The sequence below is a fragment of the Haloarcula litorea genome (assembly GCF_029338195.1).
Lineage (GTDB): Archaea > Halobacteriota > Halobacteria > Halobacteriales > Haloarculaceae > Haloarcula > Haloarcula litorea.
In genome coordinates this window covers 889,175-910,804 of sequence record NZ_CP119779.1, presented here as the reverse complement: position 1 = coordinate 910,804, position 21,630 = coordinate 889,175, and the positions used below count along the sequence as shown (strand labels likewise).

The window sequence follows — 21,630 nt, the reverse complement described above, 5'->3', positions numbered from 1 at the left end:
ACCCGCCCCCCACTCCGGCCCCAGCTATTCCACCCCGGTTCTCCGACGACCGGGGCACTCGTACCCCGCTGTCACTCCCCTAGGTGCTCGTCACGTCGGCGGCGGGGCCCCGGCCGACGGTCGGTCGGCTCAGTACCCGAGGTCGTCGTCCCGCATCGCGGGGTCCTGCTGTTCGTCGGTCGTTCCGAACATGTCCTCCTCGACGGCGGTCTCGTCCTCCTCGGCCGTGGCGTTGTACGCGGAGATCCCCCGCGAGAGGAGGTCTTCGACGGCCTGGTCGCGGTTGAGGAACTCGCCCTGCTCGACGAGACGGTCGATGTCCGACTCCACCTGATCCGGCAGCGAGACCTTCACTTTGGTCATATCCGCTCGGTTACGCGTCGGTGGTGAAAACCCTGACGCCGCCGCCCGCGGTCGTGGCCGCCGCGCCGGCGTCCAGACACAAACGATTTGTGAGCGCTGATCGACGTGTCGACCGATGCCCTCCACTCGCCCCATCGGTCGTAGCCGCGTCGCCCGCCAGCCTCGTCGATCCGGCCGAGACGGGCGGTGGTGACCCGTCGTGCCATCGCTGACGACCCGGCTCGTCGACGGCTTCGAGCGTGTCGGTGACGTCCTGGCGCTGGCGTTCGTCCCGGTGGTCACCGCGCTGTTGCAGACCGACAAGGTCCGTGCGGTCCTCGCGTTCGACGGCGTCCACGTCGGCTTCTCGCTCGGCTCGCCGATCGGCGTCGTCGACGTCTGGACGTTCGTCGATCCGCCGTCCCGCGGCGCGACCGTCAGCGCCGGCGTCCCGGTCGGCGAGTCCCCGCTCTCGCTGGCGCTGGTACCGGTCGCGCTGGCGGTCAACGCCGCGCTCGCGGCCGGCTACTTCGGCAGCATCGGCCAGTCGCTGGTCGCCGGCAGCTACGACTTCGCGGCGAACGTCCGCGAGCACTTCCGCCCGTTCCTCGTGTTGAACGTCGTGCCGGCGCTGCTGTTCCTCCCGTTTGCCGTCCTCGGCATCGGTGCCGGCCCGTGGGCGCTAGCGCCCGTCGTCGTCCTCCTGATCCCCGTGTCCGTGGCCGCCGCGTACCTGTTCGCCGCCACGCCGTATCTCGTGGTCCTCCGGGGCGTCGGCGTCGTCGACGCGGCGCGGGCCTCCTACGGGTTCGCCACGGACGGCGGACCGTACCTCCGGTACGTCGTCGGGTTCGCGCTGGTCGTCCTCGCCGCCTCGCCGGTGGCGTCGGTCGTCGTCGTCAGCGTCCCGATCGTCGGCCTGGTCGTCGGCCTCGGGGCCGCCGCCGTCGCCGGCCTCGCGGCCAACGTCGCGACGATGCGGTTCGTCGCCGACCTCGACCCCGAGTCACCCGCCGTCGGGCCGTGGCCCGAGCGAACCGGGGACTGACCGCCGCCGTCACTCGCTCAGCTCGACCGTCACGCGCTCGACGTCGGCCCCCTTCGAGGTCCGCTCGACGATCCGGATCCCGCCGAGCGCGCCGGTGCTGTCGACGTGGGTCCCGCCACAGGGACAGTGGTCGAACCCCTCGATCTCGACGACCCGGAGGGGGTCGACGTGGTCGGGGATGAGGTCCAGTTGCGTCCGGCCGGCCGGCGTCTCGTCCTCGACGACCTCGCGCGGGCGCTCTGCCTTCTCGACGGGCAGGTCCCGCTCGACGATCTCGTTGCTCAGTTCCTCGATGGTCCGGAGGTCCTCGTCGTCGAACTCCGCCGGCTCGAAGTCGATGCGGGAGCGGTCGACGTGGATCTGGTTGCCCGCCGTCGCCGCGTCGAACTCGTCGAGGACGACCCGCGAGACGACGTGCTGGGCGGTGTGCATCCGGCGCAACCGCTCCCGGCGCTCGGCGTCGACCTCGCCCCGGACCGTGGCCCCGGGCTCGGGCGGGTCGCCCGACAGCGCCTCGACGTAGTGGCGCACGTCGCCGTGGTTCTTGCGCACGTCCCGGACCGTCGCCTCGCCGCCGTCCCAGGAGAGCCGCCCGCGGTCGGCCGGCTGGCCGCCGCCCTCGGGGTAGAAGTAGGTGCCGTCGAGGACGACGTAGTCGCGCGTCGCTTCCGTCGCGGTCGCCGCGAACTCGGTGACGTCGTCGGCGTCGGGGAGGTAGCGCAGCTCGGTCACACCTGGGCTTGGCCGCCGACCGCCAAAGCCGTTGGTGTGTCCCCCACCTTCTATACGTCTCTGTGGCTGAGTGTCACGCGATGCAATCCGTCTACTACGAGGAGACCGGTTCGACCGAGGTGCTGGAGTACGGCGAGCAACCGGACCCCGAGGCCGGTCCGGGGGAGGTGCTCGTGGACGTGAAGGCCGCGGGGCTGAACCACCTCGACGTCTGGACCCGCCGGGGCCTGCCCGAACCGCCGTCGTTCCCTCACGTCCCCGGCAGCGACGCGGCCGGCGTCGTCGAGGCGGTCGGCGGGGACGTGACGCGCTTCGAACCCGGCGACCGGGTGGTGGTCTACCCCTCGGTGTTCTGCGGGGAGTGTGAGTTCTGCCGGAAGGGCGAGGAGACCCTCTGTGAGGAGTTCTCCATCGTCGGCGAGCACACCCGCGGCGTCCAGTCGGAACTGACCGCGCTCCCCGAGGAGAACCTCGTGCACCTCCCCGAGGGCGTCGACTGGGAGACGGCCGCGGCCACGCCGCTGGTCTTCCAGACCGCCTGGCGGATGCTCGAGACACGCGCCGACGTCGGCCAGACCGACACCGTCCTCGTCCAGGGGGCCTCCGGCGGCGTGGGCCACGCGGCGGTCCAGATCGCCGCCAACGCCGGCGCGACCGTGGTCGCCACGGCCTCCAGCGAGGAGAAACTCGACTACGCCCGCGAGATCGGTGCCGACCACACCATCGACTACGAGGCGACGGACTTCGTCGAGGCGGTCGACGACCTGACCGACGGCCGCGGGGTCGACGTGGTGGTCGACCACGTCGGCGGGGACAACTGGACCGACAACATGGACGCCGCGGCGAAGGGCGGGCGCATCGTCACCTGCGGGGCGACGGCCGGCCCGACCCCGGAGACGAACATCTCGACCATCTTCTGGAAGCAACTGGACGTCATGGGATCGACGATGGGAGCCCCCGGCGAGATCGACGAGGTGTTCCCGCTGGTCTGGGACGGCACCCTCCAGCCCCGCATCCGCGCGGTGCTGCCGATGAGCGAGATCGCCCGCGCCCACGAGATGCTGGAGGACCGCGAGGGCTTCGGGAAGGTGGTTGTCGTCCCCGACAGCGAGTACGACGGCTAGCCCCGCTCCACACGGCTTTTCCCACTCGCCGCCGAACCGGTCGGTAATGAGCGACAGCGAATCGGACGGACCCAAGCAGGTCTCGGACCCGGCCTACCACAGCGAGAACCACACGGCCGCCCAGACCTGCGGGTGGACGAAGAACGCGATGCGCGGGGAGGGGAAGTGTTACAAGTACATCTTCTACGGCATCGAGTCCCACCGCTGCATCCAGATGACGCCGGTCGTCAAGTGCAACGAGCGGTGTGTCTTCTGCTGGCGGGACCACGCCGGCCACGCCTACGAACTGGGCGACGTCGAGTGGGACGACCCGGCGGCCGTCGCCGACGCCTCCGTCGACCTCCAGCGGACCCTGCTGTCCGGTTTCGGCGGCAACGACCAGGTGCCCGACGACGTCTTCGAGCAGGCGATGGAACCGCGCCACGTCGCCATCTCGCTGGACGGGGAGCCGACCCTCTACCCCTATCTCCCGGAACTCATCGAGGAGTTCCACGAGCGGGACATCACCACGTTCCTCGTCTCGAACGGCACCAACCCCGAGGTGCTCGCGGAGTGTGACCCCACGCAGCTGTACGTCTCCGTCGACGCCGCCGACCGCAAGACGTTTGACGAGACGGTCAAGGCCGTCGAGGGCGACGCCTGGGACTCCCTGATCGACACGCTGGACGTGCTGGCGGGGAAAGACGACACCCGGACCGTCATCCGCACGACGCTCGTGAAGGGGCACAACATGCACCACCCCGAGTGGTACGCGGCGATGTGCGACCGCGCCGACGCCGACTTCGTCGAGATGAAGGCGTACATGCACGTCGGCCACTCGCGGGGGCGGCTGGACCGGGACTCGATGCCCAGCCACGAGGAGGTCCGCGAGTTCACCGAGGCGGTGGGCGAGTACCTGCCACACGACGTGTGCAAGGAGGTCGAGGAGTCCCACGTCGCGATGCTGGCCGAGGACGAGGAGACGTGGGTCCCGAAGCTCCAGAAGGACAGCGAGTTCTGGGAGCGGGACGCGCTGGTGGAGTACTGAGGGGCGGCGGGACCGACGGGAGCGCGGTTTTTCGCCCACGTCTTTGCGCGAGTGGTGTCGAGCGAAGCGAGAGGTCCGAGCGGAAAAAGGTGGTCTCGGGAGCGGGACGCGCTGGTGGCGTACCGAGCGGCACGGGCGACACAAGACCTTTTCGGGGGGCCACCGAACACCGTCGGATATGTCGCCCTCCAGACGCCAGCTCCTCCGCAGCGGAGCCCTCGCCGTCCCCGCGCTCGCCGGGTGCGGGGCCGTCGGCGACGGCCCGAGCGACACGGCGACGGCGACCGACGAGGCGGCCACCGACACGGTGACGGCCACCGAGACGGCGACGCCGACCGACGCCGCCGACCCGGACGCGCTGTCCTGTGGTCCCGGTCCGCTCCCGGAGAGCGGGTGGCCGCTCCCCGACGGGTCTGTCGGCGGGACGAACTACGCGCCCGGAGAGACGGGCCCGACCGAAGCCCCGGACACCGTCTGGGACGTCCGCAGTCCGGACCGGGAGGTGGCCGTCGCGTTCACCCGGCCCGTCGTCGCCGACGGCGTCGTCTACGTCGCCGAGGTGGCCCGCCCGGGCGCGAGCCAGCCGACGCCGGAGCGCCAGCACGTCGCCGCCTACGACGCCGCCGACGGCCGCGAGCGGTGGCGGACGGCCGTCCCGGGCGAACCCTCGGTCCCGCGGGTCGCCGGCGACCTCGTCCTCGTCGTCGACGAGACGACGGTCCGCGCGCTCGACGCCGCCGACGGACGCGAGCGGTGGACGCGGTCGCCGCGGGGCGAGCCCTCGGCCGTCCGGCCGACGCCGGACGGGGTTCTCGTCGCGGTCGACGGCGTGAACGCGCCCGACGCGCTCCTGGCGCTGGACCGGACGGGCGGGACGCGCTGGCGGGTCGAGACGCCGGCCCGGGCGGCGTCGCGGCTCTCGTGGGCGGACGGCCGGGCACACTACGTGACGCCGTCGGGGTCGCTGGTCGCGGTCGCCACGGACACGGGGGCCGTCGCCTGGACCCGGACCCTGCAGGACGGCGAGGACACGGCTCCGGCCCGTGTCCTGGCGACCCCGTGTGCCGCCTTCGCCACTGTCGACGGGACTCTCTACGCGGTGGGGCGCGACGGTGACCGCGGCTGGCGCGCCGACGCCTCGGTCCGGCGACTGGCGACCGACGGCGAGACGGTGTACGGCGTCGGCGGACGGGGCGACGTCGCGGCGTTCTCCGTCGGCGGCGACCGGCGGTGGACGGCGTTCCACGGCCGGGAGGATCGGCAGTACGTCGACGGGTTCTACGACGGCCCGGTCGTCGACGGGGCGACGCTGTACGCCGGGTCGCTGGACGGGACCCTCCGCGCGCTCTCGACGGCGGACGGCAGCGAACGCTGGACGGTCGGGGATCGCTGGTCGGGTGAGCCGCTCCCAGTCTTGGTCGACGGGACGCTCTACACCGCGTGGGGCGACCACCTCGCCGCACTCCGCTGACCGAACGTGTGCGGCGCAACTCTCACGTCGTTCCCGCCCGGACGATCACGTGTCGCCGGAGGGGCGACAACGGCTCCCCCGTTTCTCTACGTTTCCATTTCTGAGGCGCATCACACATTCGGTACGCTTATCCGGGGGCGACCCCAACCGACGCGTATGGCCGAATCAACGGGACAGGTCGTCGGACACGACGAGCTGGCGACGCTGAAGCTGCTGGCGCTCGACGGCGCGCTGGACGGGGCGACGCGGGTCTCCTGTGCGGCGCTGGCCGAGCGGCTGGACGCGTCGAACCAGACGGCGTCACGGCGGCTCCAGCGGCTGGAGGACGCGGGTCTGCTCGACCGGGACATCGTCAGCGACGGGCAGGACGTCACCGTCACCGACGCGGGCGAGCGCCGCCTCCAGTCGGAGTACGCCGACTACCGCCGCATCTTCGAGACCGACGCCAGCGTCCACCTGAACGGCGTCGTCACCTCGGGGATGGGCGAGGGCCGCCACTACATCACGCTCCCGGGGTACATGGAGCAGTTCATCGACAAGCTGGGGTACGAGCCGTTCGCGGGGACGCTGAACCTCGAGCTCACGGAGGACAGCGTCCGCCGGCGGGCGCGTCTGGGCGCGGTCGAACCGGTCACCATCGAGGGCTGGGAGGACGACGAGCGGACCTACGGGCCGGCGTACTGCTACCCGGCCTCCGTCGAGAGCGGCGACGGCGAGTACGAGCCCGCCCACGTCATCGCGCCCGAGCGGACCCACCACGGCGAGGAGCAGCTGGAGGTCATCGCTCCGGAGAAGCTCCGAGACGTGCTCGGCCTCGCCGACGGCGACGAGGTGATCGTCCATGTCTCGGAGTGAGCCCGCCGTGGACACCGAGACCGCCGCCGACGCGGTGCGGGCGTTCGCCCGCGGCGAACCCGTGTTGATCCACGACGCCGCCGACCGGGAGGGCGAGACGGACCTCGTCTACCCCGCGGGTGCGGTCGACCCCGACGCCGTCGCCCGGCTGCGCAACGACGCCGGCGGCCTGGTCTGTGTGGCCCTCTCCGACGGCGTCGCGGGGACGCTCGACCTCCCGTTCGTCCGGGAGACGCTGGACCACCCGGCGGCGGCCGATCACGACCTGGGCTACGACGAGCGCTCCTCGTTCTCGATCACGGTCAACCACCGCGACACCTTCACCGGCATCACCGACGAGGACCGTGCGCTGACCATCCGCGAACTCGCCGCGGTCGCCGCCGACCCCGACCCCGAGGCGTTCGCCGAGCGGTTCCGCGCGCCCGGCCACGTCCACCTGCTGCGGGCGGCCCCGGACCTGCTGGCCGACCGCGAGGGCCACACGGAACTGGGGATCGCGCTCGCCGCGGCGGCCGACCGGCCACCCGCCGCCGTGGTCTGTGAGATGCTCGACGACGAGACCGGCGGCGCGCTCCCGCCGGCGGCCGCGCGGGCCTACGCCGACCGGGAGGGCCTAGTCTACGTCGAGGGCGCGAGCCTGCTTGCGGCGCTGCGGTAGCGGCCCCGGCGTGTGAGCCGCCGACACGGACCGTCAACACTCTTAACCGAGGGATTCAATTGGGTAGGTATGACAGCCGAGACACCGGCCGGTACCGAGCGGAGTCGCCGCACACAGCGGGGGGAGACGGCGTGAGCGACCGCCCCGAGATGTTCGAGGGCGTCGACGAACTCTGGCTCGACGGGGAGTTCGTCGACTTCGAGGACGCCCGGATCCACGTGCTGACCCACGCGCTGCACTACGGGACCGGCGTCTTCGAGGGCGTCCGCTGCTACGAGACCGAGCGGGGGCCGGCCATCTTCCGCTGGGAGGACCACCTCGAGCGCTTCTACGACTCCGGGAAGGTCTACGACATCGACATCCCGTTCGAGCCCGCGGAGCTCACCGCGGCCACGGAGGAACTCATCCGTCGCGAGGGCCTGCAGTCGTGTTACATCCGGCCCATCGCCTTCTACGGCTACGGCCCGCTGGGGCTGAACCCCAGCAAGGCACCGATCAAGACCGCCATCGGCGTCTGGCCGTGGGGTGCCTACCTGGGCGAGGAGGCCCTAGAGGAGGGCGTCGACGTCGCCGTCTCCTCGTGGCGCAAGTACTCCTCCAGTCAGATCCCCACGAACGCCAAGACGACCGGGACCTACGTCAACAGCGTCCTCGCGTCGCTGGAGGCGAAGGGCAACGGCTACACGGAGGCGATCGTCCTCAACAAGGAGGGCAACGTCGCCGAGGGACCGGGCGAGAACATCTTCCTCGTCCGGGACGGCGAGATCTACACCACGGGGCTGGCGGAGTCGATCCTCGACGGCATCACCCGTCAGACGGCCATCGAACTCGCCGAGGAGCGCGGCTACGAGGTCCACGACGAGGCGACCATCTCGCGGGGCGAACTGTACACCGCCGACGAGCTGTTCTTCACCGGCACCGCCGCGGAGGTCACGCCGATCCGCAGCGTCGACGACAACGTCATCGGCGAGGGGACCAAGGGCCCCGTCACCGACGAGATCCAGACGGCCTTCTTCGACCTCGTGGAGTCGGGCGACCGCGAGGAGTGGTTCCGCTACGTCTAGTCCTCGTCGCTGCTCGCCATCGGGATCGGACTGTCGCCCTCGTGGGTGTCGCCGAAGCCGGCGCTGAGGATGCGCGTCAGCGCGTCCTCGACGCGCTCGTCGGTCTCCTCGTAGTCGCCGGGCTCGACCTCGATGACGAACCCGGTGGTGATGTTCGGCGCGGTCGGCAGGAAGAGCACGTCCCGCCCGTCGTCGGTCGTCTGCCCGGTCTTGAACGCGGTCATCCGCATCCCGTCCCACACCTCCAGTTTCACGGGCTTTTGGAGCTCCTCGGTGCCGGAGACGGCCGTCTCGACGGCCATCTTCGAGGCGTTGTACACCACCCGCAGGCCGGGCACGTAGTTCATCACGTCGTCGATGGCCCGCTCGACCACGTCGCCGAAGGCCGTCCGCATCAGGTAGCCGACAGAGAAGACGATGAGGATGAAAAGCACCAGCGCGACGGCGACGCGGGCGAACTCGACGGCGCGGGCGGTGACGTCGCCGGTCGGGATCCCCAGCAGGTCGGCGAGCAGCTGGGCGTCGATGGCGGGGATGAAAAACGCCGCGGAGGCGATGATGCCGTAGAGGTAGACGATGACGTACAGCGTGACGATGACCGGCAGGAGGATGATGAGCCCGCTGGCGAAGTCACGCTTCCACGACGAGGACGAGGCCATATCTCTGTCTACCGCGCCCGGATTATGAGCGCTTTCGTTTCGACTCCCCGGCGACCGGTATCAGGCACCGGCGAGCGCCCGGAGCGCGAACAGCGCGTTCTCCTTGCGCTCCATCACCCGTCGCCAGAAGTACGCGGGCCACTCGGAGCCGTAGGGAGCGTACTGCCAGACGTCGACCGCGCCGGCGAGGTCGTACTGGGCGTCCGTCCGGACGCCCATCAGCATCTGGACCTCGTAGTCGGTGCCGTAGCGGGTGTGGAGGTCGGCGGCGTGGGTCAGCATCGCCGGGTCGTGGCTGCCGACGGCGACGCCGTCGTCGAACTCCCGGAACATGAACTCCAGGTCCGATCGGTAGGCCTCGTTGACGCGGGCCTTGTCCCGATACGCGACGTCGGCCGGCGGGTCGTACGCGCCCTTCACCAGCCGGACCTTCCCGGGCACGTCGGCCAGGCGTTCGAGGTCGTCGGCGGTCCGCCGGAGGTTCGACTGCACGCAGACGCCGACGCCGCCGGCGTGGTCGCGGGCCTCCGCCTCGAAGGCGTCGAGCGTCGCGTCCGTCGTCGTGTGGTCCTCCATGTCGATCCAGACGAAGACGCCGTGGCTCGCCGCGGCGTCGACGACCCGGCCGAGGTTCGTCCGGAACAGCCCCTCGTCGACCTGCAGGCCGAGCTGGGAGGGTTTGACCGACACGCAGGCCCGGAGGTCGCTGGCCCCGATGTCGGCCACGAGCCGCTCGTAGGCCGCCGTGTCGGCGTCGGCGGGGCCGCGCTCGTGGTAGTGTTCGCCCAGGCGGTTGCAGATGACCCCGACGCCGCGCTCGTTCGTCCGTCGGGCGTGTTCGAGGACCTCGGCCGCGGACTCTCCGGCGACGAACCGGCTCGCGAGTGGCGGCAACATAGCCACTAGCTTACCACCCGCCGGGCTTGAACGTTGCCCGTGTTTCCGGGCGGTCGCGCGGACGCTCGGCGGCCGTGGACGGGGGACGGCGACGCCGCGGAGCCACACCGATTAAGCCACCGGCGGGAGACGCCGGCGATATGGACCTACTCGCGGTCGTCGCGACGGGCGTGTGGGCGATGCTACCCGCGTACGTGCCGAACAACGCAGCGGTGCTGGCCGGCGGCGGTCGGCCCATCGACGGCGGGCGGACCCTCGGCGACGCGCGGCTGCTGGGCGACGGGAAGACGTGGCGCGGGACGCTCGCCGGCACGCTGGCCGGGACGGCGCTGGCGCTGGCGCTCTCGGCGGTCGCGCCGGCCGTCAGCGATCTGCTGGGGCTCCCCTTGCCGTCGTTCCCGCTCCCGGCCGGCGTCGGCCTGGCGCTGGGGGCGATGCTGGGCGACATCGGGGCCTCCTTCCTCAAGCGCCGGAGCGGGCGCGAGCGCGGTGCGGCGTTCCCGGGACTGGACCAGCTGGACTTCGTCGTCGGGGCGCTTGCCTGTGCGTTCCTGTTCGCGCCGGGGTGGGCGGGGGAGACGTTCACGCTCCCGGTCGTCGCCGCGGTGCTGGTGGTGACCCCGCTGTTGCACGTCGGGACCAACGCCATCGCGTACGCGCTCGGGCTGAAAGACGAACCGTGGTGAGCGTCCGCCGGCGGAAGTGATGCCCTTTTCACAGCCCGCCGTCGAAAGAGCGGGTATGACCACGCGCGGGGACACGCTACGACTTGCGACGCGGGGGTCGGACCTCGCACTGCGGCAGGCGGCGACGGTCAGGGACCAGCTGTCGAGCCGACGCCGGACCGTCGAACTCGAGGAGGTCGAGACCACCGGCGACCAGCTCCGGGACGAGCTGATCCACCGGCTGGGCAAGACCGGCGCGTTCGTCCGCAGCCTCGACGAGAAGGTGCTCGCGGGGGAACTGGACGCCGCCGTCCACTCGATGAAGGACATGCCGACCGAGCGGCCCGACGACCTCGTCGTCGCCGGCGTCCCCGAGCGCGCGGCCGCGACGGACGTGCTGGTGACGCCCGAGGGGACGGCGCTGGCCGACCTGCCGGAGGGGGCCGTCGTCGGCACCTCCAGCCTCCGCCGACAGGCCCAGCTGCTGGCCGAACGGTCGGACCTGCAGGTCGAGCCCCTCCGGGGGAACGTCGACACCCGCGTGGAGAAGCTGCTCGCGCCGACGATGCAGCGGGAACACCAGGAGCGACACGAGGCCGAACAGGAGCGCAAGGAACACGTCGACGACGACGAGTACGAGTTCCCCTACGACCGGGACGTCGAGGCGTGGTTCGACGGCCTCGCGGAACTGGAGCGGCGGGCGCTGGAGCGCGAGCCCGACGTCGAGTACGACGCCATCGTCCTCGCGAAGGCCGGCCTGGACCGCGCGGGCCTCTCGCACCACGTCGAGACGGTCGAACTCGACCCCGAGCGGTTCGTCCCCGCGCCGGGCCAGGGGGCGCTCGCCGTGACGGTCGTCGACGGCGACCTCGCCGAGACCATCCACGAGCGGATCGACCACGCCCGGACCCGCGTCGAGACGACCGTCGAGCGGACCGTCCTCGCGGAGCTGGGCGGGGGCTGTGTCGCACCCATCGGCGTGTTCGCCTCCCTGGAGGGCGGGGCCGTCCGGACGGTGGTCCGGGTCCTCTCCCGTGACGGCGAGGAGGCCGTCGAGGCGACCCGCGACCTCCCCGTCGAACGCCACGTCTCGGCCGCACAGGACCTCGCGGCCGACCTCGCCGAGGAGGGGGCCGACGACCTCATCGCCGAGGCGAAACGCGAGTCGGGCGCGGCCGACGACGACGCCGCGACCGCCCGCGAGGAGGACGAGACGTGAGCGACGACGCCGTCGATCCCGACGCCGAGGGTGGCGCGACCGGTTCGGCGGACGCGGCCGGTAAGGTGTACCTCGTCGGCTCCGGCCCCGGCGACCCGGACCTGCTGACGGTGAAGGCCCGCCGGCTGCTGGAGGAGGCCGACGTGGTGCTCCACGACAAGCTCCCGGGGCCGGAGATCCTGGACCTGATCCCCGAGGCCAAACGCGAGGACGTGGGCAAGCGGGCAGGCGGCGAGTGGACGCCACAGGAGTACACCAACGCCCGGCTGGTCGAACTCGCCGAGGCGGGCGAGACGGTCGTCCGGCTGAAAGGCGGGGACCCGACCGTCTTCGGCCGCGGCGGCGAGGAGATGGTCCACCTCGCCGAGCACGGGATCCCGTTCGAGGTGGTGCCGGGCATCACGAGCGCCATCGCCGGCCCGGAGGTCGCCGGCATCCCCGTGACCCACCGCGACCACGTCTCCTCGGTCTCGTTCGTCACGGGCCACGAGGACCCGACCAAGGAGGAATCGGCCGTCGACTGGGCGGCGCTGGCGGCCACCGGCGGCACCATCGTCGTCCTGATGGGCGTCGGCAAACTGCCCGACTACACCGCCGCGCTGCGGGCGGCGGGGATGGCCCCCGACACGCCCGTCGCCCTGGTCGAGCGGGCGACCTGGCCCGACCAGCGGGTCGCGACCGGCACCCTGGAGACGATCGTCGACGTGCGGGACAGCGAGGGGATCGAACCGCCCGCGATCACCGTCATCGGCGACGTGGCCGGCCAGCGCGAGCGCGTCGTCGAGTTCCTGGAGGGCGCGTGATGCGCGAGGAGCCGCGCCTGCGGGTCGCGGCGTTCCGCCCGGACGACGAGCGCCTCGCGGCCGCCGTCGAACTGCTGGAGTCGCTCGGTGCCGACCCGGTCCCCGATCCGATGCTCGCCGTCGAACCGACCGAGGCCGTCCCCCGGACCGACGCCGACTACGTCGTCCTGACGAGCAAGACCGGCGTCGAACTCGCGGCCGAGGCCGACTGGCACCCCGGGACGGCGACGGTGTGTGCCATCGGGGACGCCACCGCGGCGGCGCTCCGGGAGGCCGGCTACGCCGTCGACGTGGTGCCCGAGGAGTTCTCCTCCGCGGGACTGGTCGACGCGCTCGACGGTGACGTCGACGGCGCTCGCGTCGAGGTGGCCCGCTCGGACCACGGCTCGGCCGTGTTGACCGACGGGCTCGACGCGGCCGGCGCGTACGTCCACGAAACCGTCCTCTATCGGCTGGTCCGGCCCGCAGACAGCGGGGAGTCGGCCGAGCTGGCGGCCGACGGCGAGCTGGACGCGGCGCTTTTCACCTCCTCGCTGACCGTCGAGCACTTCCTGGCGGCGGCCGACGAGCGGGGCGTCCGCGAGGCGGCGATCGAGGGCCTCAGCGACGCGACCGTCGGCGCGATCGGCGAGCCCACCAGGGAGACGGCCGAGGAGCACGGGATCGCGGTCACCGTCGTCCCCGACCGCGCTGACTTCGAGACGCTGGCCTGCGAAGTGGTCGAGGCGGCGGCCCCGACCCACCGCGACTGATGGCGGCCGAACCGTCGGAGAGCGGGTTCGCGAGCGTCGCCCGGCCGCTGGGGCTGGTGACTGCCTGGCAGGTCGTCGCCAGCACCTGCTTCTACGCGCTGTTCGCTGGGACCGCGCTGCTCCAGGCCCGCCTGGACCTCTCGCGCTTTCTCGTCGGCGTCGTCGTCACGGCGGCGACGCTCGGGTACACGGTGGCGCTGTTCCCCGTCGGCGCGGCCGTCGACGGCGTCGGCGAGAAGCCGGTGATGGTCGCGGGCCTCCTCGCGCTGGGCGCGGGCGTCGCGGGCGTCGGCCTCGCCGACGGGCTCCCGACGCTGCTGGTCGCGGCCGTCTTCCTCGGGGCCGCCTACGCGACCGCGATGCCGGCGACCAACCGCGCCATCGTCACCAGCGTCGGACCGGCGCTCCGGGGGCGGGCGATGGGGATCAAGCAGGTGGGCGTCACCGGCGGTAGCGGCGTCGCCGCCGTCCTCGTCGTCAGCGTCGCGCCGTCGGTCGGCGCGTGGAACCTCGGGTTCCTCGTCGCCGGCGGGGCGGCCCTGGTCGCGGCCGCCGTCTTCGCCGCCGGCTACCGCGGCGCGCCCGGCGACGCCTGGCGGCTCCCCGACGTCCGCGGCCTCGGTGCGAACGGCCCGTACGTCGCGCTCTCGGCCGCGGGCTTCTTCCTCGGGGCCGCGCTGTTCACGACGGTCGGCTACGCGACGCTGTACCTGACCGACGCCGTCGGCGTCTCCGTCGCCGTCGCGGGCCTCGCGTTCGCCGCGATGCAGGTCGCCGGCAGCGCGGGCCGCGTCGCCGCCGGCGCGCTGGCCGACCGCCGCGAGGCCGGCGAGGCCCGCGCCAACGCGACGGTCCTGCTCGGACAGGCCGCGCTGGGGGCCGCGCTGCTGGCCGCGCTGGCGGTGCCGGAGCTCCCGCGGCCGGTCGCGCTCGCGCTGGTCGTCGGCGTCGGCGCGACGGTCCTCGGCTTCACGGGCCTCTACTACGCCTGCCTGACGGCGCTGGTCCCGGCCGACGAGGTGGGAGCCGCGACCGCCGGCGGGCAGACCGCGCTCAACGCCGGCGCGCTGCTGGCCCCGCCGGCCTTCGGCTGGCTGGCCGACACCGTCTCCTACCGCGCGGGCTGGCTGCTGCTGGCGGCCGGCGTGGGCGTCGGCGTCGCCTTCGTCGCCGTCGTGGCCCGCCGGACGGCGTGACTTACGCGGTCGGTTCGAGCTCCGGCTCGCCCGCCTCGGCTCCCTCCCCGAGTTCGCCGCGCAGCCGTTCGAGCTCGTACTCGACGGCCCGTTCGTTCGAGAGGCGGTCCAGCTCCCGCTCGACGTCGTCGCCCTCGTCGAGCACCGACTCCAGCTGCCCGCTCTCCTCCAGCTCCTCGAGGGCGGCGGCGCGGGCCTCCATCCGCTCGGTCCGCTCGCTCACCCGCTCGATGGCGCGGCTCACGTCGGCCATCTCGTCGCCGACGCCGGTGAACGCCTCGGCGACGCGGGCGGAGGCCTCGGCGGCCTCGTAGCGGGCCTTCATCGTCTCCTTCTCCGTGCGGAACTGCTCGATGCGGCTGGCCAGCTCGGCGCGCTTGCCGACCAGCCGGTCCTGGGTGGCCTGGAGCTCGTCGATCTGGTCCGAGAGGTCTGCGATCTGGCCCACGTGGGTCTGTTTCTTCGCCAGCGCCTTCCGCGCGAGGTCCTCCCGGTCGGCCCGCATCGCCTCGCGGGCCTGGCCGTCGTACTTCTCGACGTTCTCGCGGAGGCGACGGCGGTGGATCTCCAGGCGCTTCTTCTGAGTGGTCACGTCGGCGACCCCGCGCGTGACGTTCTGGAGTTCGTCGCGCAGCTCCTCGTAGGAGTAGTCCAGCTCCGCGCTCGGGTCCGAGGCCCGGTTCAGCAGCGCGTTCAGCTTCGCACGGATCGTGTACGCGAGCCGTCCGAGGAGGCTCATCGTCGGCCCTCCGCGGGAGCGGTTGTCGGCGACGCGACCGCGGCGGGTGTGCCGGAGAACATACGGTCGTTACGAGTGACAGAGAGATAACACTAACGGCGCGGCCGGTGCCCCCGCGACTGAGGGTTTTTATCCGGGGGCGCACCTACCCGGTGACGATGAGTGGCTCCGCCCCCGTCCCGGCGCTCGCCGACCGCGCGTCAGCCTGTGCCGACCGGCTCCGGGCGGCCGACCGCGTGTTGCTCGCCTCCCACATCGACGCCGACGGGCTGACCAGCGCCGCCGTCGCCACGACGGCGCTGGCGCGGGCCGGTATCCCCGTCGAGACGGTGTTCAAGAAGCAACTGGACGCCGACGAGATCGAAAGCATCGCCGCCCGCGAGTACGACACGGTGCTGTTCACCGACTTCGGCTCCGGGCAACTCGACGTCATCTCCGAGCACGTCGCTCGCGGGGACTTCGAGGCCGTCGTCGCCGACCACCACCAGCCGGCCGACCCCGCCGGCTGCCACCCGGACGCGGTCCGCGAGACCGACGGCTACGCCGACTTCGACCACCACTGCAACCCGCTCCTGGTCGGCCTCGACGGCGCGTCGGAACTGTCGGGCGCGGGCGCGGCCTACGTCCTGGCGCGGGCGCTCGAACCCGCCGACGGCGACAACCGCGACCTGGCCGCGCTGGCCGTCGTGGGCGCGGTCGGCGACATGCAGGCCGTCGGCGGCGAACTCGTGGGCGCGAACGCCGGCATCGTCGAGGAGGGGTCGGCCGCCGGCGTCCTGGAGGAGGGCACCGACCTCACGCTGTACGGCAAGCAGACCCGCCCGCTCCCGAAGCTGCTGGAGTACGCCACCGAGGTCCCCATCCCCGGGATCTCGAACGACCAGGCCGGCGCGACTCGATTCCTCGAGGAGCTGGGGCTAGATTTGAGACGGGACGGCGAGTGGCGGACGTGGGCGGACCTGACCGACGACGAGCGCCAGACCGTCGCCAGCGCGCTGGTCCAGCGCGCGGTCCAGCGCGGGGTCCCGGCCGACAAGATCCAGTCGCTGGTCGGGACGACCTACACGCTGACCGACGAGCCAAGCGGCACCGAACTGCGGGACGCGAGCGAGTTCTCGACGCTGCTGAACGCCACCGCCCGCTACGAGCGCGCCGACGTGGGACTGGCGGTCTGTCTCGGCGAGCGCGCGGCCCCGCTCGAACGGGCCCGGAAACTGCTCGCGACCCACCGCCGGAACCTCTCGGAGGGGCTGGACCTCGTCAAGGAGCGGGGCGTCACCCAGGCCGAGCACGTCCAGTACTTCGACGCCGGCGACGCCGTCCGCGAGACCATCGTCGGCATCGTCGCGGGGATGGCGCTCGGGACCGACGGCGTCGACGCCGACAAGCCGATCGTCGCCTTCGCCGACGCCGACGGCGAGCGGAAGGTCTCCGCGCGGGCGACCGGCCCGCTCGTCGGCCGCGGCGTCGACCTCTCGGTAGTGATGCGAGAGGCCGCCCAGTCGGTCGGCGGCGACGGCGGCGGCCACGACATCGCCGCCGGGGCGACCATCCCCGCCGGCGAGACGGAGGCGTTCGTCGCGGCCGCCGACGACGTGGTGGCCGACCAGCTCTCGTAAGCCAGCTGACGACTGGCAACAAGAGCTAAACCCCCACACCGACGAGGGGGTGACGAATGGACAGGCGTGGCTGGTTCGACCTCGCACTGGTCGTCGTCGCCGCCGTGCTCGCGTACACCGAGACGTTCGGCTTCGCCGACCCGCGGGCCACGATCGAGGAACTGGTGGCCATCCTGCTGGGGCTGGACGTCCGCGTCTACCTCGTGCTGGGCGGCATCTTCGGCGTCGCCTTCGTCACCTACCTCGTCGTCTACCTCCCGAAGCGGGACGCCCGGACGACGCGACCGTAGGCCGCGAGTCCGGACACTCTTTATCGTCGGCCCGCTGACTTCCGCGTATGACCGACTTCGACCCCGCGAAGTTCGAGGACAAGTACGCCAACTACTTCCCCGAACTCCAGAAGGCGTACAAGAACGCCTTCGAGCGGATGAACGACACCTACGACTCCGAGCTGGTCCACGCCATCGACCAGCAGATCCTCGACGAGTCCGAGCCCTTCTACGACGAGCGCGAGGGGTTCTACGTCGAACTCCCGGCGGACCCCACCGACCGGCTGACGGCGGTCGTCGCCGACGACGAGAAGGTCTCGACGGTCCTGGAGGCGTACGTCGCCGAGATCGAGTCGGAGCTCCACCGCGTGTTCGGCGTCGAGACGGAGTGACGGCGCGGTCTGCCGTCGGGACCCGCGTCCCGGCCCGCGCGGTGCCGCTCACGAGCCTCGCCCTCTGATATGGGAAGGTTCCTTACCGTCGAAGCGCAACGCCCGGACATGGACCAGCGCAAGCCACCGCAGACGGAGGAAGGGTGGTACGTACTACACGACTGCCGGACCGTCGACTGGGACGCCTGGCGCGACGCCCCCCAGCGGGTCCGGGAGCGGGCGCTCTCCGAGGGCGTCGAGTTCCTCTCGGCCTACGAGGCCGTCGAGGACGCACGGGAGGGGCAGACGGCCGTCTACACCGTACTCGGCCACAAGGCCGACCTGCTGATCCTCCACCTGCGGCCGACGATGGCCGATCTGGACGCCGCCGAGCGGCACTTCGAGCAGACGGAACTGGCCCGGTTCACCGAGCGGTCGTTCTCCTACGTCTCGGTGACGGAGGCCTCGGGCTACACGGAGAAGTCCCGCGAGTACTTCGAGGGCGAGGTCGACGACGACTCGGGGCTGGCCCAGTACATCCAAGCGCGGCTCCACCCGGACGTGCCCGACGAGGAGTTCGTCTGCTTCTACCCGATGAGCAAGCGCCGCCAGCCCGACCAGAACTGGTACGACACCTCCTTCGAGGAGCGAGCGGCCCACATCAAACGGCACGGCGACATCGGCCGCGGATACGGCGGCGACGTGAACCAGATGATCTGTGGCTCCGTCGGCTTCGACGACTGGGAGTGGGGGATCACCCTCTGGAGCGAGGACATGACCGCCATCAAGGACCTGCTGACGGAGATGCGGTTCGACCCCTCGACCTCCCAGTTCGCCGACTTTGGCCCCTTCTACGTCGGGCGGAAGTTCGACCCGGCGGACCTGCCGGCGGTGCTGTCCGGCCAGCGGGTGCCCACCGACGGCGGGGCCGGGTCGGTCGGCCCCCGCGGCGACGAGACGGTCGCGGCGGCCCACGCCGAGGGCGACGGCGGCCACGCGCCCACGAGCGGCGGCGACGCGGAGGAACGCGGCGGTCCACACCCCGGCAGCGCCGGGCAGGGGGACCACCCGCACGGCGACGACCCCGCCGACGCCGACCACCCGGCGGCGGAGCGCCACGGCGAGACGGCCGAGCACGGGGACGACGACGGCGACGCGGACGACGGGCACGGCGGCGGCCGCCCGGACGTCTCCGCCGACTTCGAGGAGGTCGACGACGCCGCCCAGCGCGTCGGCCGGCTCGGCCTCTCGGAGGGCGAGGACTACGACGCGGGCGACTACGCGCTCGTGTTCCGCTCGTCGGCCGACGCCGAGGACCTGGTCGAGGAGGCCGAGGAACTGGGCGAGAGCTTCGACCACTACGACCGCCACGTCCTGACGACGGTGCGGGCCGAGGGCGGCGAGACCTTCGCCGTCAGCGTCTGGACCGCCAAGGAGGCCGCCGAGACGGCCGCGGGGTTCCTCTCGGACCTCGACGGCGTCGAGGAGCGGGTCGGCGGGCCGCTGGGCGAGGCGGACGCCGTCTCGGGAGACGGGGCCGCCGACGGCGACGAGGCGGCCGCGGCCGCCTCCTCGCAGTCGATCCGCGAGCAACTGGAGTCAGCGGGCGTCTACGCCGGCCAGCCCCACGGCGAAGACGTCTACGCGCTGGTGGTCTACTCGGAGGCCGACCCCGACGAACTGGCCGAGGAGGTGGCGGACCTCCGGTCGGCGTTCGAGCGCTACGACACGCACGTCCGGACGAGCGTCTACACCGACCCCGACTCGGGGACCGCCGCCGTCGCATCGCTGTGGGACACCGAGGACGCCGCCGGGACGGCGAGCGAGTACCTCACGGACCTTCCGGGGGTCGTCCGCCGACAGGGCGAGGGCGACGGCTTCGGCACGATGGGGATGTTCTACACCGTCAAGCCCGACCACCGCGCGGAGTTCGTCGAGAAGTTCGACACCGTCGGCGGCCTGCTGGCGGATATGGACGGCCACCGCGAGACGGCGCTGCTGTTCAACCGCGAGGACGAGAACGATATGTTCATCGCTAGCCAGTGGGACAGCAAGGAGGACGCGATGGCCTTCTTCCGTTCCGACGAGTTCTCGGACACGGTGAGCTGGGGCCGGGACGTGCTGGCCGACCGGCCGCGACACGTCTTCCTGGCCTGACGCGGGCGAGAGACCCGCCGTCGGGAGGGCTGGTGTGGCCGGGACGCCGCCGTCGGGGAGAGCGAGGCCGGGGGTGCTCGGTCACCGGGGCCACTCCCTCGTGGTCGATTATGACATATATGGTCTCTTTACCCGTAGTAGCTGAATGTTCGTAAAATATACCGAGGATTATTGGTAAGGTCTTGTATTTATCCGTCTCTGGACCGTAGCACGAGCCACGAGATGTTGGCAACCCTTCGACGGAACGCCGAGCGCCGGACCACGCCGTTCGGGCCGGACGGACAGGGTGGCGAACCCGCCGACTGCGAACTGTGTCACGAACACCGCGAGTGCCGGAGCCGCCACGGCATCGTCGCCTGCAAGCCCTGCCGGGCGCGCTATCTCCCGCGCTCGACGCTGCTGTAGCTACTCCTCGGTCGTCGTCCGGTCGAGGTCCTTCTCGCCGAAGTAGATCTCCGCGCCGTCCTGCGCGACCTTCTCGGCCAGCACGGCGCACTTCACCCGCATCGGCGAGATGTCGACGCCGAGCATCTCCGTGATGTCGTCACGGTCCAGTGCCTCCAGTTCCTCGACGGTCATCCCCTGCAGGCGCTCGGTGAGCATCGACGCCGAGGCCTGCGAGATGGCACAGCCGTCCCCGTCGAAGGCGACCCGCTCGATGGTCTCCTCGTCCTCGGAGAGGACGACGTCCATCCGGATCTCGTCGCCACACATCGGGTTCTCGCCGACGTGGCTGAACGTCGGGTCCTCGATGGACCCGGCGTTGCGGGGGTTCTTGTAGTGGTCGAGGATCTGCTGCCGGTACATGTCGGAGCCGCCGATACCCATTACTGCTCACGCCTAGGCCGTTCCCGCGGAAAAACATTCCGCGTGAGCCGGTGGCACTCCGCGGCCGCCCCGCTCAGATGTCGTCGTAGGGGCCGCCCTTGGCCTCCGCGAGGCGCTCGAACTGGTCGTCCGAGAGGTCGACGGCGGCGGCCCGGAGGTTCTCCTCGAGCTGGTCGACCGTGCGAGCGCCAAGCAGCGACGCGGTGACGCTGTCGTGGTGCTGGAGCCACGCGATGGCCACCTGCGCGGGCGTGGCGTCGACCTCGTCGGCGACCGCGCGCACCTCGTCAAGCACCGCGAAGTTCTCGTCGGTGAGGTAGGCGTCCTTCCAGTCCTCGTCGCGGCCGGCCGAGGCGTCAGCGTCGCGGTCCTCGCGGCTGTACTTCCCGGTGAGCATCCCCTGGGCCAGCGGGCTCCACGGACAGACCCCCAGGCCGTAGTGGTCACACATCTCCAGGTAGTCCCCCTCGACCTCGCGGTTGACGAGGTTGTAGCGGGGCTGGGAGACGGTGAACGGTTCCAGGCCCTCGCGCTCGGCGAGTTCGTTGGCCTTCGCGACCCGCCAGGCGTTGGGCTGGAACGTCGACGCGCCGAGGTAGTTCACCTTCCCGTCGTCGACCAGCCCGGTCAGCGTGTGCATCAGTTCGCGGGCGGGGGTGGCGTCGTCCCACCGGTGGATGTACAGCACGTCGAGGTAGTCCGTGCCGAGGCGATCGAGCATCAGGTCGATGTTGCGCCGGATGTGCTTCCGACCGAGGCCGCGGCCGTTGGGGTCGTCCTCACGTGTCGGCCAGTAGATCTTCGAGGCGAGGACGTACTCCTCGCGGTCGCGGTGGGCGAGCCAGTCGCCGATCCACTCCTCGCTGTCGCCGCCGCCGTAGACGTCGGCGGTGTCGATGAACCGCCCGCCTGCGGTCTCGTAGGCGTCCAACAGGTCGTGAGCGCGGTCCTCGCCGATCTCCAGGTTCCCGGTCTCGCTCTCGCGGCCGAACCGCCACGTACCGAGCGCGAGCTCGCTCACCGAGAGGCCGGTCTCGCCGAGTCGGACGTAGTCGAGGTCGATGTCGTCGAGTGCCATACCGCGGCGTTCGGGCGGCCGCGGTTTGAATGGAGCGGCGGCGGTGGTGCTGGCCGG

The 21,630-nt window shown here is 71.7% G+C and carries 24 protein-coding genes; 17 read left to right on the top strand and 7 right to left on the bottom strand.

Annotation, left to right across the window (positions count from 1 at the left end):
• Nucleotides 1–129: 129 nt before the first annotated feature.
• Nucleotides 130–363, bottom strand: a complete 234-nt coding sequence (locus P0592_RS04830) for a ribbon-helix-helix domain-containing protein (RefSeq protein WP_276273140.1) — start codon at nt 361–363, stop codon at nt 130–132.
• A gap of 199 nt (nt 364–562) precedes the next feature.
• On the opposite strand from P0592_RS04830, the gene P0592_RS04825 reads away from it, so the two are divergent.
• Complete coding sequence (locus tag P0592_RS04825) at nt 563–1,390, top strand: hypothetical protein (RefSeq protein ID WP_276273139.1); 828 nt, start codon at nt 563–565, stop codon at nt 1,388–1,390.
• A 9-nt stretch (nt 1,391–1,399) separates the two neighbouring features.
• On the opposite strand, the gene P0592_RS04820 is transcribed toward P0592_RS04825, so the two are convergent.
• On the bottom strand, nt 1,400–2,122 hold the full coding sequence (locus P0592_RS04820) for an alanyl-tRNA editing protein (protein WP_276273138.1): 723 nt from the start codon (nt 2,120–2,122) through the stop codon (nt 1,400–1,402).
• Between the two features lie 80 nt (nt 2,123–2,202).
• On the opposite strand from P0592_RS04820, the gene P0592_RS04815 reads away from it, so the two are divergent.
• From P0592_RS04815 to P0592_RS04790, 6 genes are all read left to right on the top strand, one after another.
• On the top strand, nt 2,203–3,246 hold the full coding sequence (locus P0592_RS04815; protein WP_276273137.1) for a zinc-binding dehydrogenase: 1,044 nt from the start codon (nt 2,203–2,205) through the stop codon (nt 3,244–3,246).
• 46 nt (nt 3,247–3,292) lie between these two features.
• Nucleotides 3,293–4,273, top strand: a complete 981-nt coding sequence (twy1, locus tag P0592_RS04810) for a 4-demethylwyosine synthase TYW1 (protein WP_276273136.1) — start codon at nt 3,293–3,295, stop codon at nt 4,271–4,273.
• A 178-nt stretch (nt 4,274–4,451) separates the two neighbouring features.
• Nucleotides 4,452–5,744 carry an outer membrane protein assembly factor BamB family protein gene (locus tag P0592_RS04805; RefSeq protein ID WP_276273135.1) on the top strand — a complete coding sequence of 431 codons (1,293 nt, stop codon included), beginning with the start codon at nt 4,452–4,454 and terminating at the stop codon, nt 5,742–5,744.
• Between the two features lie 156 nt (nt 5,745–5,900).
• Nucleotides 5,901–6,599 (top strand): CTP-dependent riboflavin kinase, encoded by a 699-nt coding sequence (locus P0592_RS04800; protein ID WP_276273134.1) that lies wholly within the window; start codon nt 5,901–5,903, stop codon nt 6,597–6,599.
• The gene (gene ribB, locus P0592_RS04795; protein ID WP_276273133.1) at nt 6,586–7,257 is read left to right on the top strand and encodes a 3,4-dihydroxy-2-butanone-4-phosphate synthase; all 672 of its coding nucleotides are present in this window, start codon (nt 6,586–6,588) and stop codon (nt 7,255–7,257) included. The genes P0592_RS04800 and ribB overlap by 14 nt, the downstream gene beginning before the upstream one ends.
• Nucleotides 7,258–7,388: 131 nt before the next feature.
• Complete coding sequence (locus tag P0592_RS04790; RefSeq protein WP_276273132.1) at nt 7,389–8,321, top strand: branched-chain amino acid transaminase; 933 nt, start codon at nt 7,389–7,391, stop codon at nt 8,319–8,321.
• Here P0592_RS04790 and P0592_RS04785 read toward each other — a convergent pair.
• Together P0592_RS04785 and P0592_RS04780 are read right to left on the bottom strand one after the other, a co-directional pair.
• A complete protein-coding gene (locus tag P0592_RS04785; protein ID WP_276273131.1) occupies nt 8,318–8,980 on the bottom strand; it encodes a DUF502 domain-containing protein in 663 nt (220 codons plus the stop codon). The genes P0592_RS04790 and P0592_RS04785 overlap by 4 nt on opposite strands.
• A gap of 60 nt (nt 8,981–9,040) precedes the next feature.
• Nucleotides 9,041–9,877, bottom strand: coding sequence for a proline dehydrogenase family protein (locus P0592_RS04780; protein WP_276273130.1), 837 nt, complete (start codon nt 9,875–9,877; stop codon nt 9,041–9,043).
• Between the two features lie 140 nt (nt 9,878–10,017).
• On the opposite strand from P0592_RS04780, the gene P0592_RS04775 reads away from it, so the two are divergent.
• The 5 genes from P0592_RS04775 to P0592_RS04755 are packed head-to-tail and all read left to right on the top strand — an operon-like array spanning nt 10,018 to nt 14,512.
• Nucleotides 10,018–10,563: a CDP-2,3-bis-(O-geranylgeranyl)-sn-glycerol synthase gene (locus P0592_RS04775; protein ID WP_276273129.1), complete on the top strand. Its 546-nt coding sequence runs from the start codon at nt 10,018–10,020 to the stop codon at nt 10,561–10,563.
• 55 nt (nt 10,564–10,618) lie between these two features.
• On the top strand, nt 10,619–11,761 hold the full coding sequence (hemC, locus tag P0592_RS04770) for a hydroxymethylbilane synthase (RefSeq protein WP_276273128.1): 1,143 nt from the start codon (nt 10,619–10,621) through the stop codon (nt 11,759–11,761).
• Nucleotides 11,758–12,564, top strand: coding sequence for a uroporphyrinogen-III C-methyltransferase (gene cobA / locus P0592_RS04765; protein ID WP_419181115.1), 807 nt, complete (start codon nt 11,758–11,760; stop codon nt 12,562–12,564). The genes hemC and cobA overlap by 4 nt, the downstream gene beginning before the upstream one ends.
• Nucleotides 12,564–13,316 carry a uroporphyrinogen-III synthase gene (locus P0592_RS04760; protein WP_276273127.1) on the top strand — a complete coding sequence of 251 codons (753 nt, stop codon included), beginning with the start codon at nt 12,564–12,566 and terminating at the stop codon, nt 13,314–13,316. Before cobA ends, P0592_RS04760 begins: the two co-directional genes overlap by 1 nt.
• Nucleotides 13,316–14,512: an MFS transporter gene (locus P0592_RS04755; protein ID WP_276273126.1), complete on the top strand. Its 1,197-nt coding sequence runs from the start codon at nt 13,316–13,318 to the stop codon at nt 14,510–14,512. Before P0592_RS04760 ends, P0592_RS04755 begins: the two co-directional genes overlap by 1 nt.
• Before the next feature lies 1 nt (nt 14,513).
• On the opposite strand, the gene P0592_RS04750 is transcribed toward P0592_RS04755, so the two are convergent.
• Entirely contained in the window at nt 14,514–15,251 is a 738-nt protein-coding gene (locus P0592_RS04750; RefSeq protein ID WP_276273125.1) for a PspA/IM30 family protein, read from the bottom strand.
• Nucleotides 15,252–15,409: 158 nt separating this feature from the next.
• Here P0592_RS04750 and P0592_RS04745 point away from each other — a divergent pair, with 158 nt between their 5' ends.
• From P0592_RS04745 to P0592_RS04725, 5 genes are all read left to right on the top strand, one after another.
• Nucleotides 15,410–16,870, top strand: coding sequence for a RecJ family nuclease (locus P0592_RS04745; protein ID WP_276273124.1), 1,461 nt, complete (start codon nt 15,410–15,412; stop codon nt 16,868–16,870).
• A gap of 56 nt (nt 16,871–16,926) precedes the next feature.
• Nucleotides 16,927–17,160, top strand: coding sequence for a hypothetical protein (locus tag P0592_RS04740; RefSeq protein WP_276273123.1), 234 nt, complete (start codon nt 16,927–16,929; stop codon nt 17,158–17,160).
• Between the two features lie 47 nt (nt 17,161–17,207).
• Nucleotides 17,208–17,531, top strand: coding sequence for a DUF5783 family protein (locus tag P0592_RS04735; RefSeq protein ID WP_276273122.1), 324 nt, complete (start codon nt 17,208–17,210; stop codon nt 17,529–17,531).
• A 108-nt stretch (nt 17,532–17,639) separates the two neighbouring features.
• Nucleotides 17,640–19,667 carry a heme-binding protein gene (locus tag P0592_RS04730; RefSeq protein WP_276273121.1) on the top strand — a complete coding sequence of 676 codons (2,028 nt, stop codon included), beginning with the start codon at nt 17,640–17,642 and terminating at the stop codon, nt 19,665–19,667.
• Nucleotides 19,668–19,889: 222 nt separating this feature from the next.
• Complete coding sequence (locus P0592_RS04725) at nt 19,890–20,072, top strand: hypothetical protein (RefSeq protein ID WP_276273120.1); 183 nt, start codon at nt 19,890–19,892, stop codon at nt 20,070–20,072.
• On the opposite strand, the gene sufU is transcribed toward P0592_RS04725, so the two are convergent.
• Together sufU and P0592_RS04715 are read right to left on the bottom strand one after the other, a co-directional pair.
• Nucleotides 20,073–20,495 (bottom strand): Fe-S cluster assembly sulfur transfer protein SufU, encoded by a 423-nt coding sequence (gene sufU, locus P0592_RS04720; protein ID WP_276273119.1) that lies wholly within the window; start codon nt 20,493–20,495, stop codon nt 20,073–20,075. It lies immediately after the preceding gene.
• Nucleotides 20,496–20,568: 73 nt separating this feature from the next.
• A complete protein-coding gene (locus tag P0592_RS04715; RefSeq protein WP_276273118.1) occupies nt 20,569–21,573 on the bottom strand; it encodes an aldo/keto reductase in 1,005 nt (334 codons plus the stop codon).
• Nucleotides 21,574–21,630: the final 57 nt, after the last annotated feature.

What these genes read in the sequence shown, in the direction of transcription:
- P0592_RS04830 (WP_276273140.1), bottom strand. Translation starts at nt 363, where the DNA reads ATGACCAAAGTGAAGGTCTCGCTGCCGGATCAGGTGGAGTCGGACATC.
- P0592_RS04815 (WP_276273137.1), top strand. Translation starts at nt 2,203, where the DNA reads ATGCAATCCGTCTACTACGAGGAGACCGGTTCGACCGAGGTGCTGGAG.
- twy1 (WP_276273136.1), top strand. Translation starts at nt 3,293, where the DNA reads ATGAGCGACAGCGAATCGGACGGACCCAAGCAGGTCTCGGACCCGGCC.
- P0592_RS04805 (WP_276273135.1), top strand. Translation starts at nt 4,452, where the DNA reads ATGTCGCCCTCCAGACGCCAGCTCCTCCGCAGCGGAGCCCTCGCCGTC.
- P0592_RS04800 (WP_276273134.1), top strand. Translation starts at nt 5,901, where the DNA reads ATGGCCGAATCAACGGGACAGGTCGTCGGACACGACGAGCTGGCGACG.
- ribB (WP_276273133.1), top strand. Translation starts at nt 6,586, where the DNA reads ATGTCTCGGAGTGAGCCCGCCGTGGACACCGAGACCGCCGCCGACGCG.
- P0592_RS04785 (WP_276273131.1), bottom strand. Translation starts at nt 8,980, where the DNA reads ATGGCCTCGTCCTCGTCGTGGAAGCGTGACTTCGCCAGCGGGCTCATC.
- P0592_RS04780 (WP_276273130.1), bottom strand. Translation starts at nt 9,877, where the DNA reads ATGTTGCCGCCACTCGCGAGCCGGTTCGTCGCCGGAGAGTCCGCGGCC.
- P0592_RS04775 (WP_276273129.1), top strand. Translation starts at nt 10,018, where the DNA reads ATGGACCTACTCGCGGTCGTCGCGACGGGCGTGTGGGCGATGCTACCC.
- hemC (WP_276273128.1), top strand. Translation starts at nt 10,619, where the DNA reads ATGACCACGCGCGGGGACACGCTACGACTTGCGACGCGGGGGTCGGAC.
- P0592_RS04760 (WP_276273127.1), top strand. Translation starts at nt 12,564, where the DNA reads ATGCGCGAGGAGCCGCGCCTGCGGGTCGCGGCGTTCCGCCCGGACGAC.
- P0592_RS04755 (WP_276273126.1), top strand. Translation starts at nt 13,316, where the DNA reads ATGGCGGCCGAACCGTCGGAGAGCGGGTTCGCGAGCGTCGCCCGGCCG.
- P0592_RS04750 (WP_276273125.1), bottom strand. Translation starts at nt 15,251, where the DNA reads ATGAGCCTCCTCGGACGGCTCGCGTACACGATCCGTGCGAAGCTGAAC.
- P0592_RS04745 (WP_276273124.1), top strand. Translation starts at nt 15,410, where the DNA reads ATGAGTGGCTCCGCCCCCGTCCCGGCGCTCGCCGACCGCGCGTCAGCC.
- P0592_RS04740 (WP_276273123.1), top strand. Translation starts at nt 16,927, where the DNA reads ATGGACAGGCGTGGCTGGTTCGACCTCGCACTGGTCGTCGTCGCCGCC.
- P0592_RS04735 (WP_276273122.1), top strand. Translation starts at nt 17,208, where the DNA reads ATGACCGACTTCGACCCCGCGAAGTTCGAGGACAAGTACGCCAACTAC.
- P0592_RS04730 (WP_276273121.1), top strand. Translation starts at nt 17,640, where the DNA reads ATGGACCAGCGCAAGCCACCGCAGACGGAGGAAGGGTGGTACGTACTA.
- P0592_RS04725 (WP_276273120.1), top strand. Translation starts at nt 19,890, where the DNA reads ATGTTGGCAACCCTTCGACGGAACGCCGAGCGCCGGACCACGCCGTTC.
- sufU (WP_276273119.1), bottom strand. Translation starts at nt 20,495, where the DNA reads ATGGGTATCGGCGGCTCCGACATGTACCGGCAGCAGATCCTCGACCAC.
- P0592_RS04715 (WP_276273118.1), bottom strand. Translation starts at nt 21,573, where the DNA reads ATGGCACTCGACGACATCGACCTCGACTACGTCCGACTCGGCGAGACC.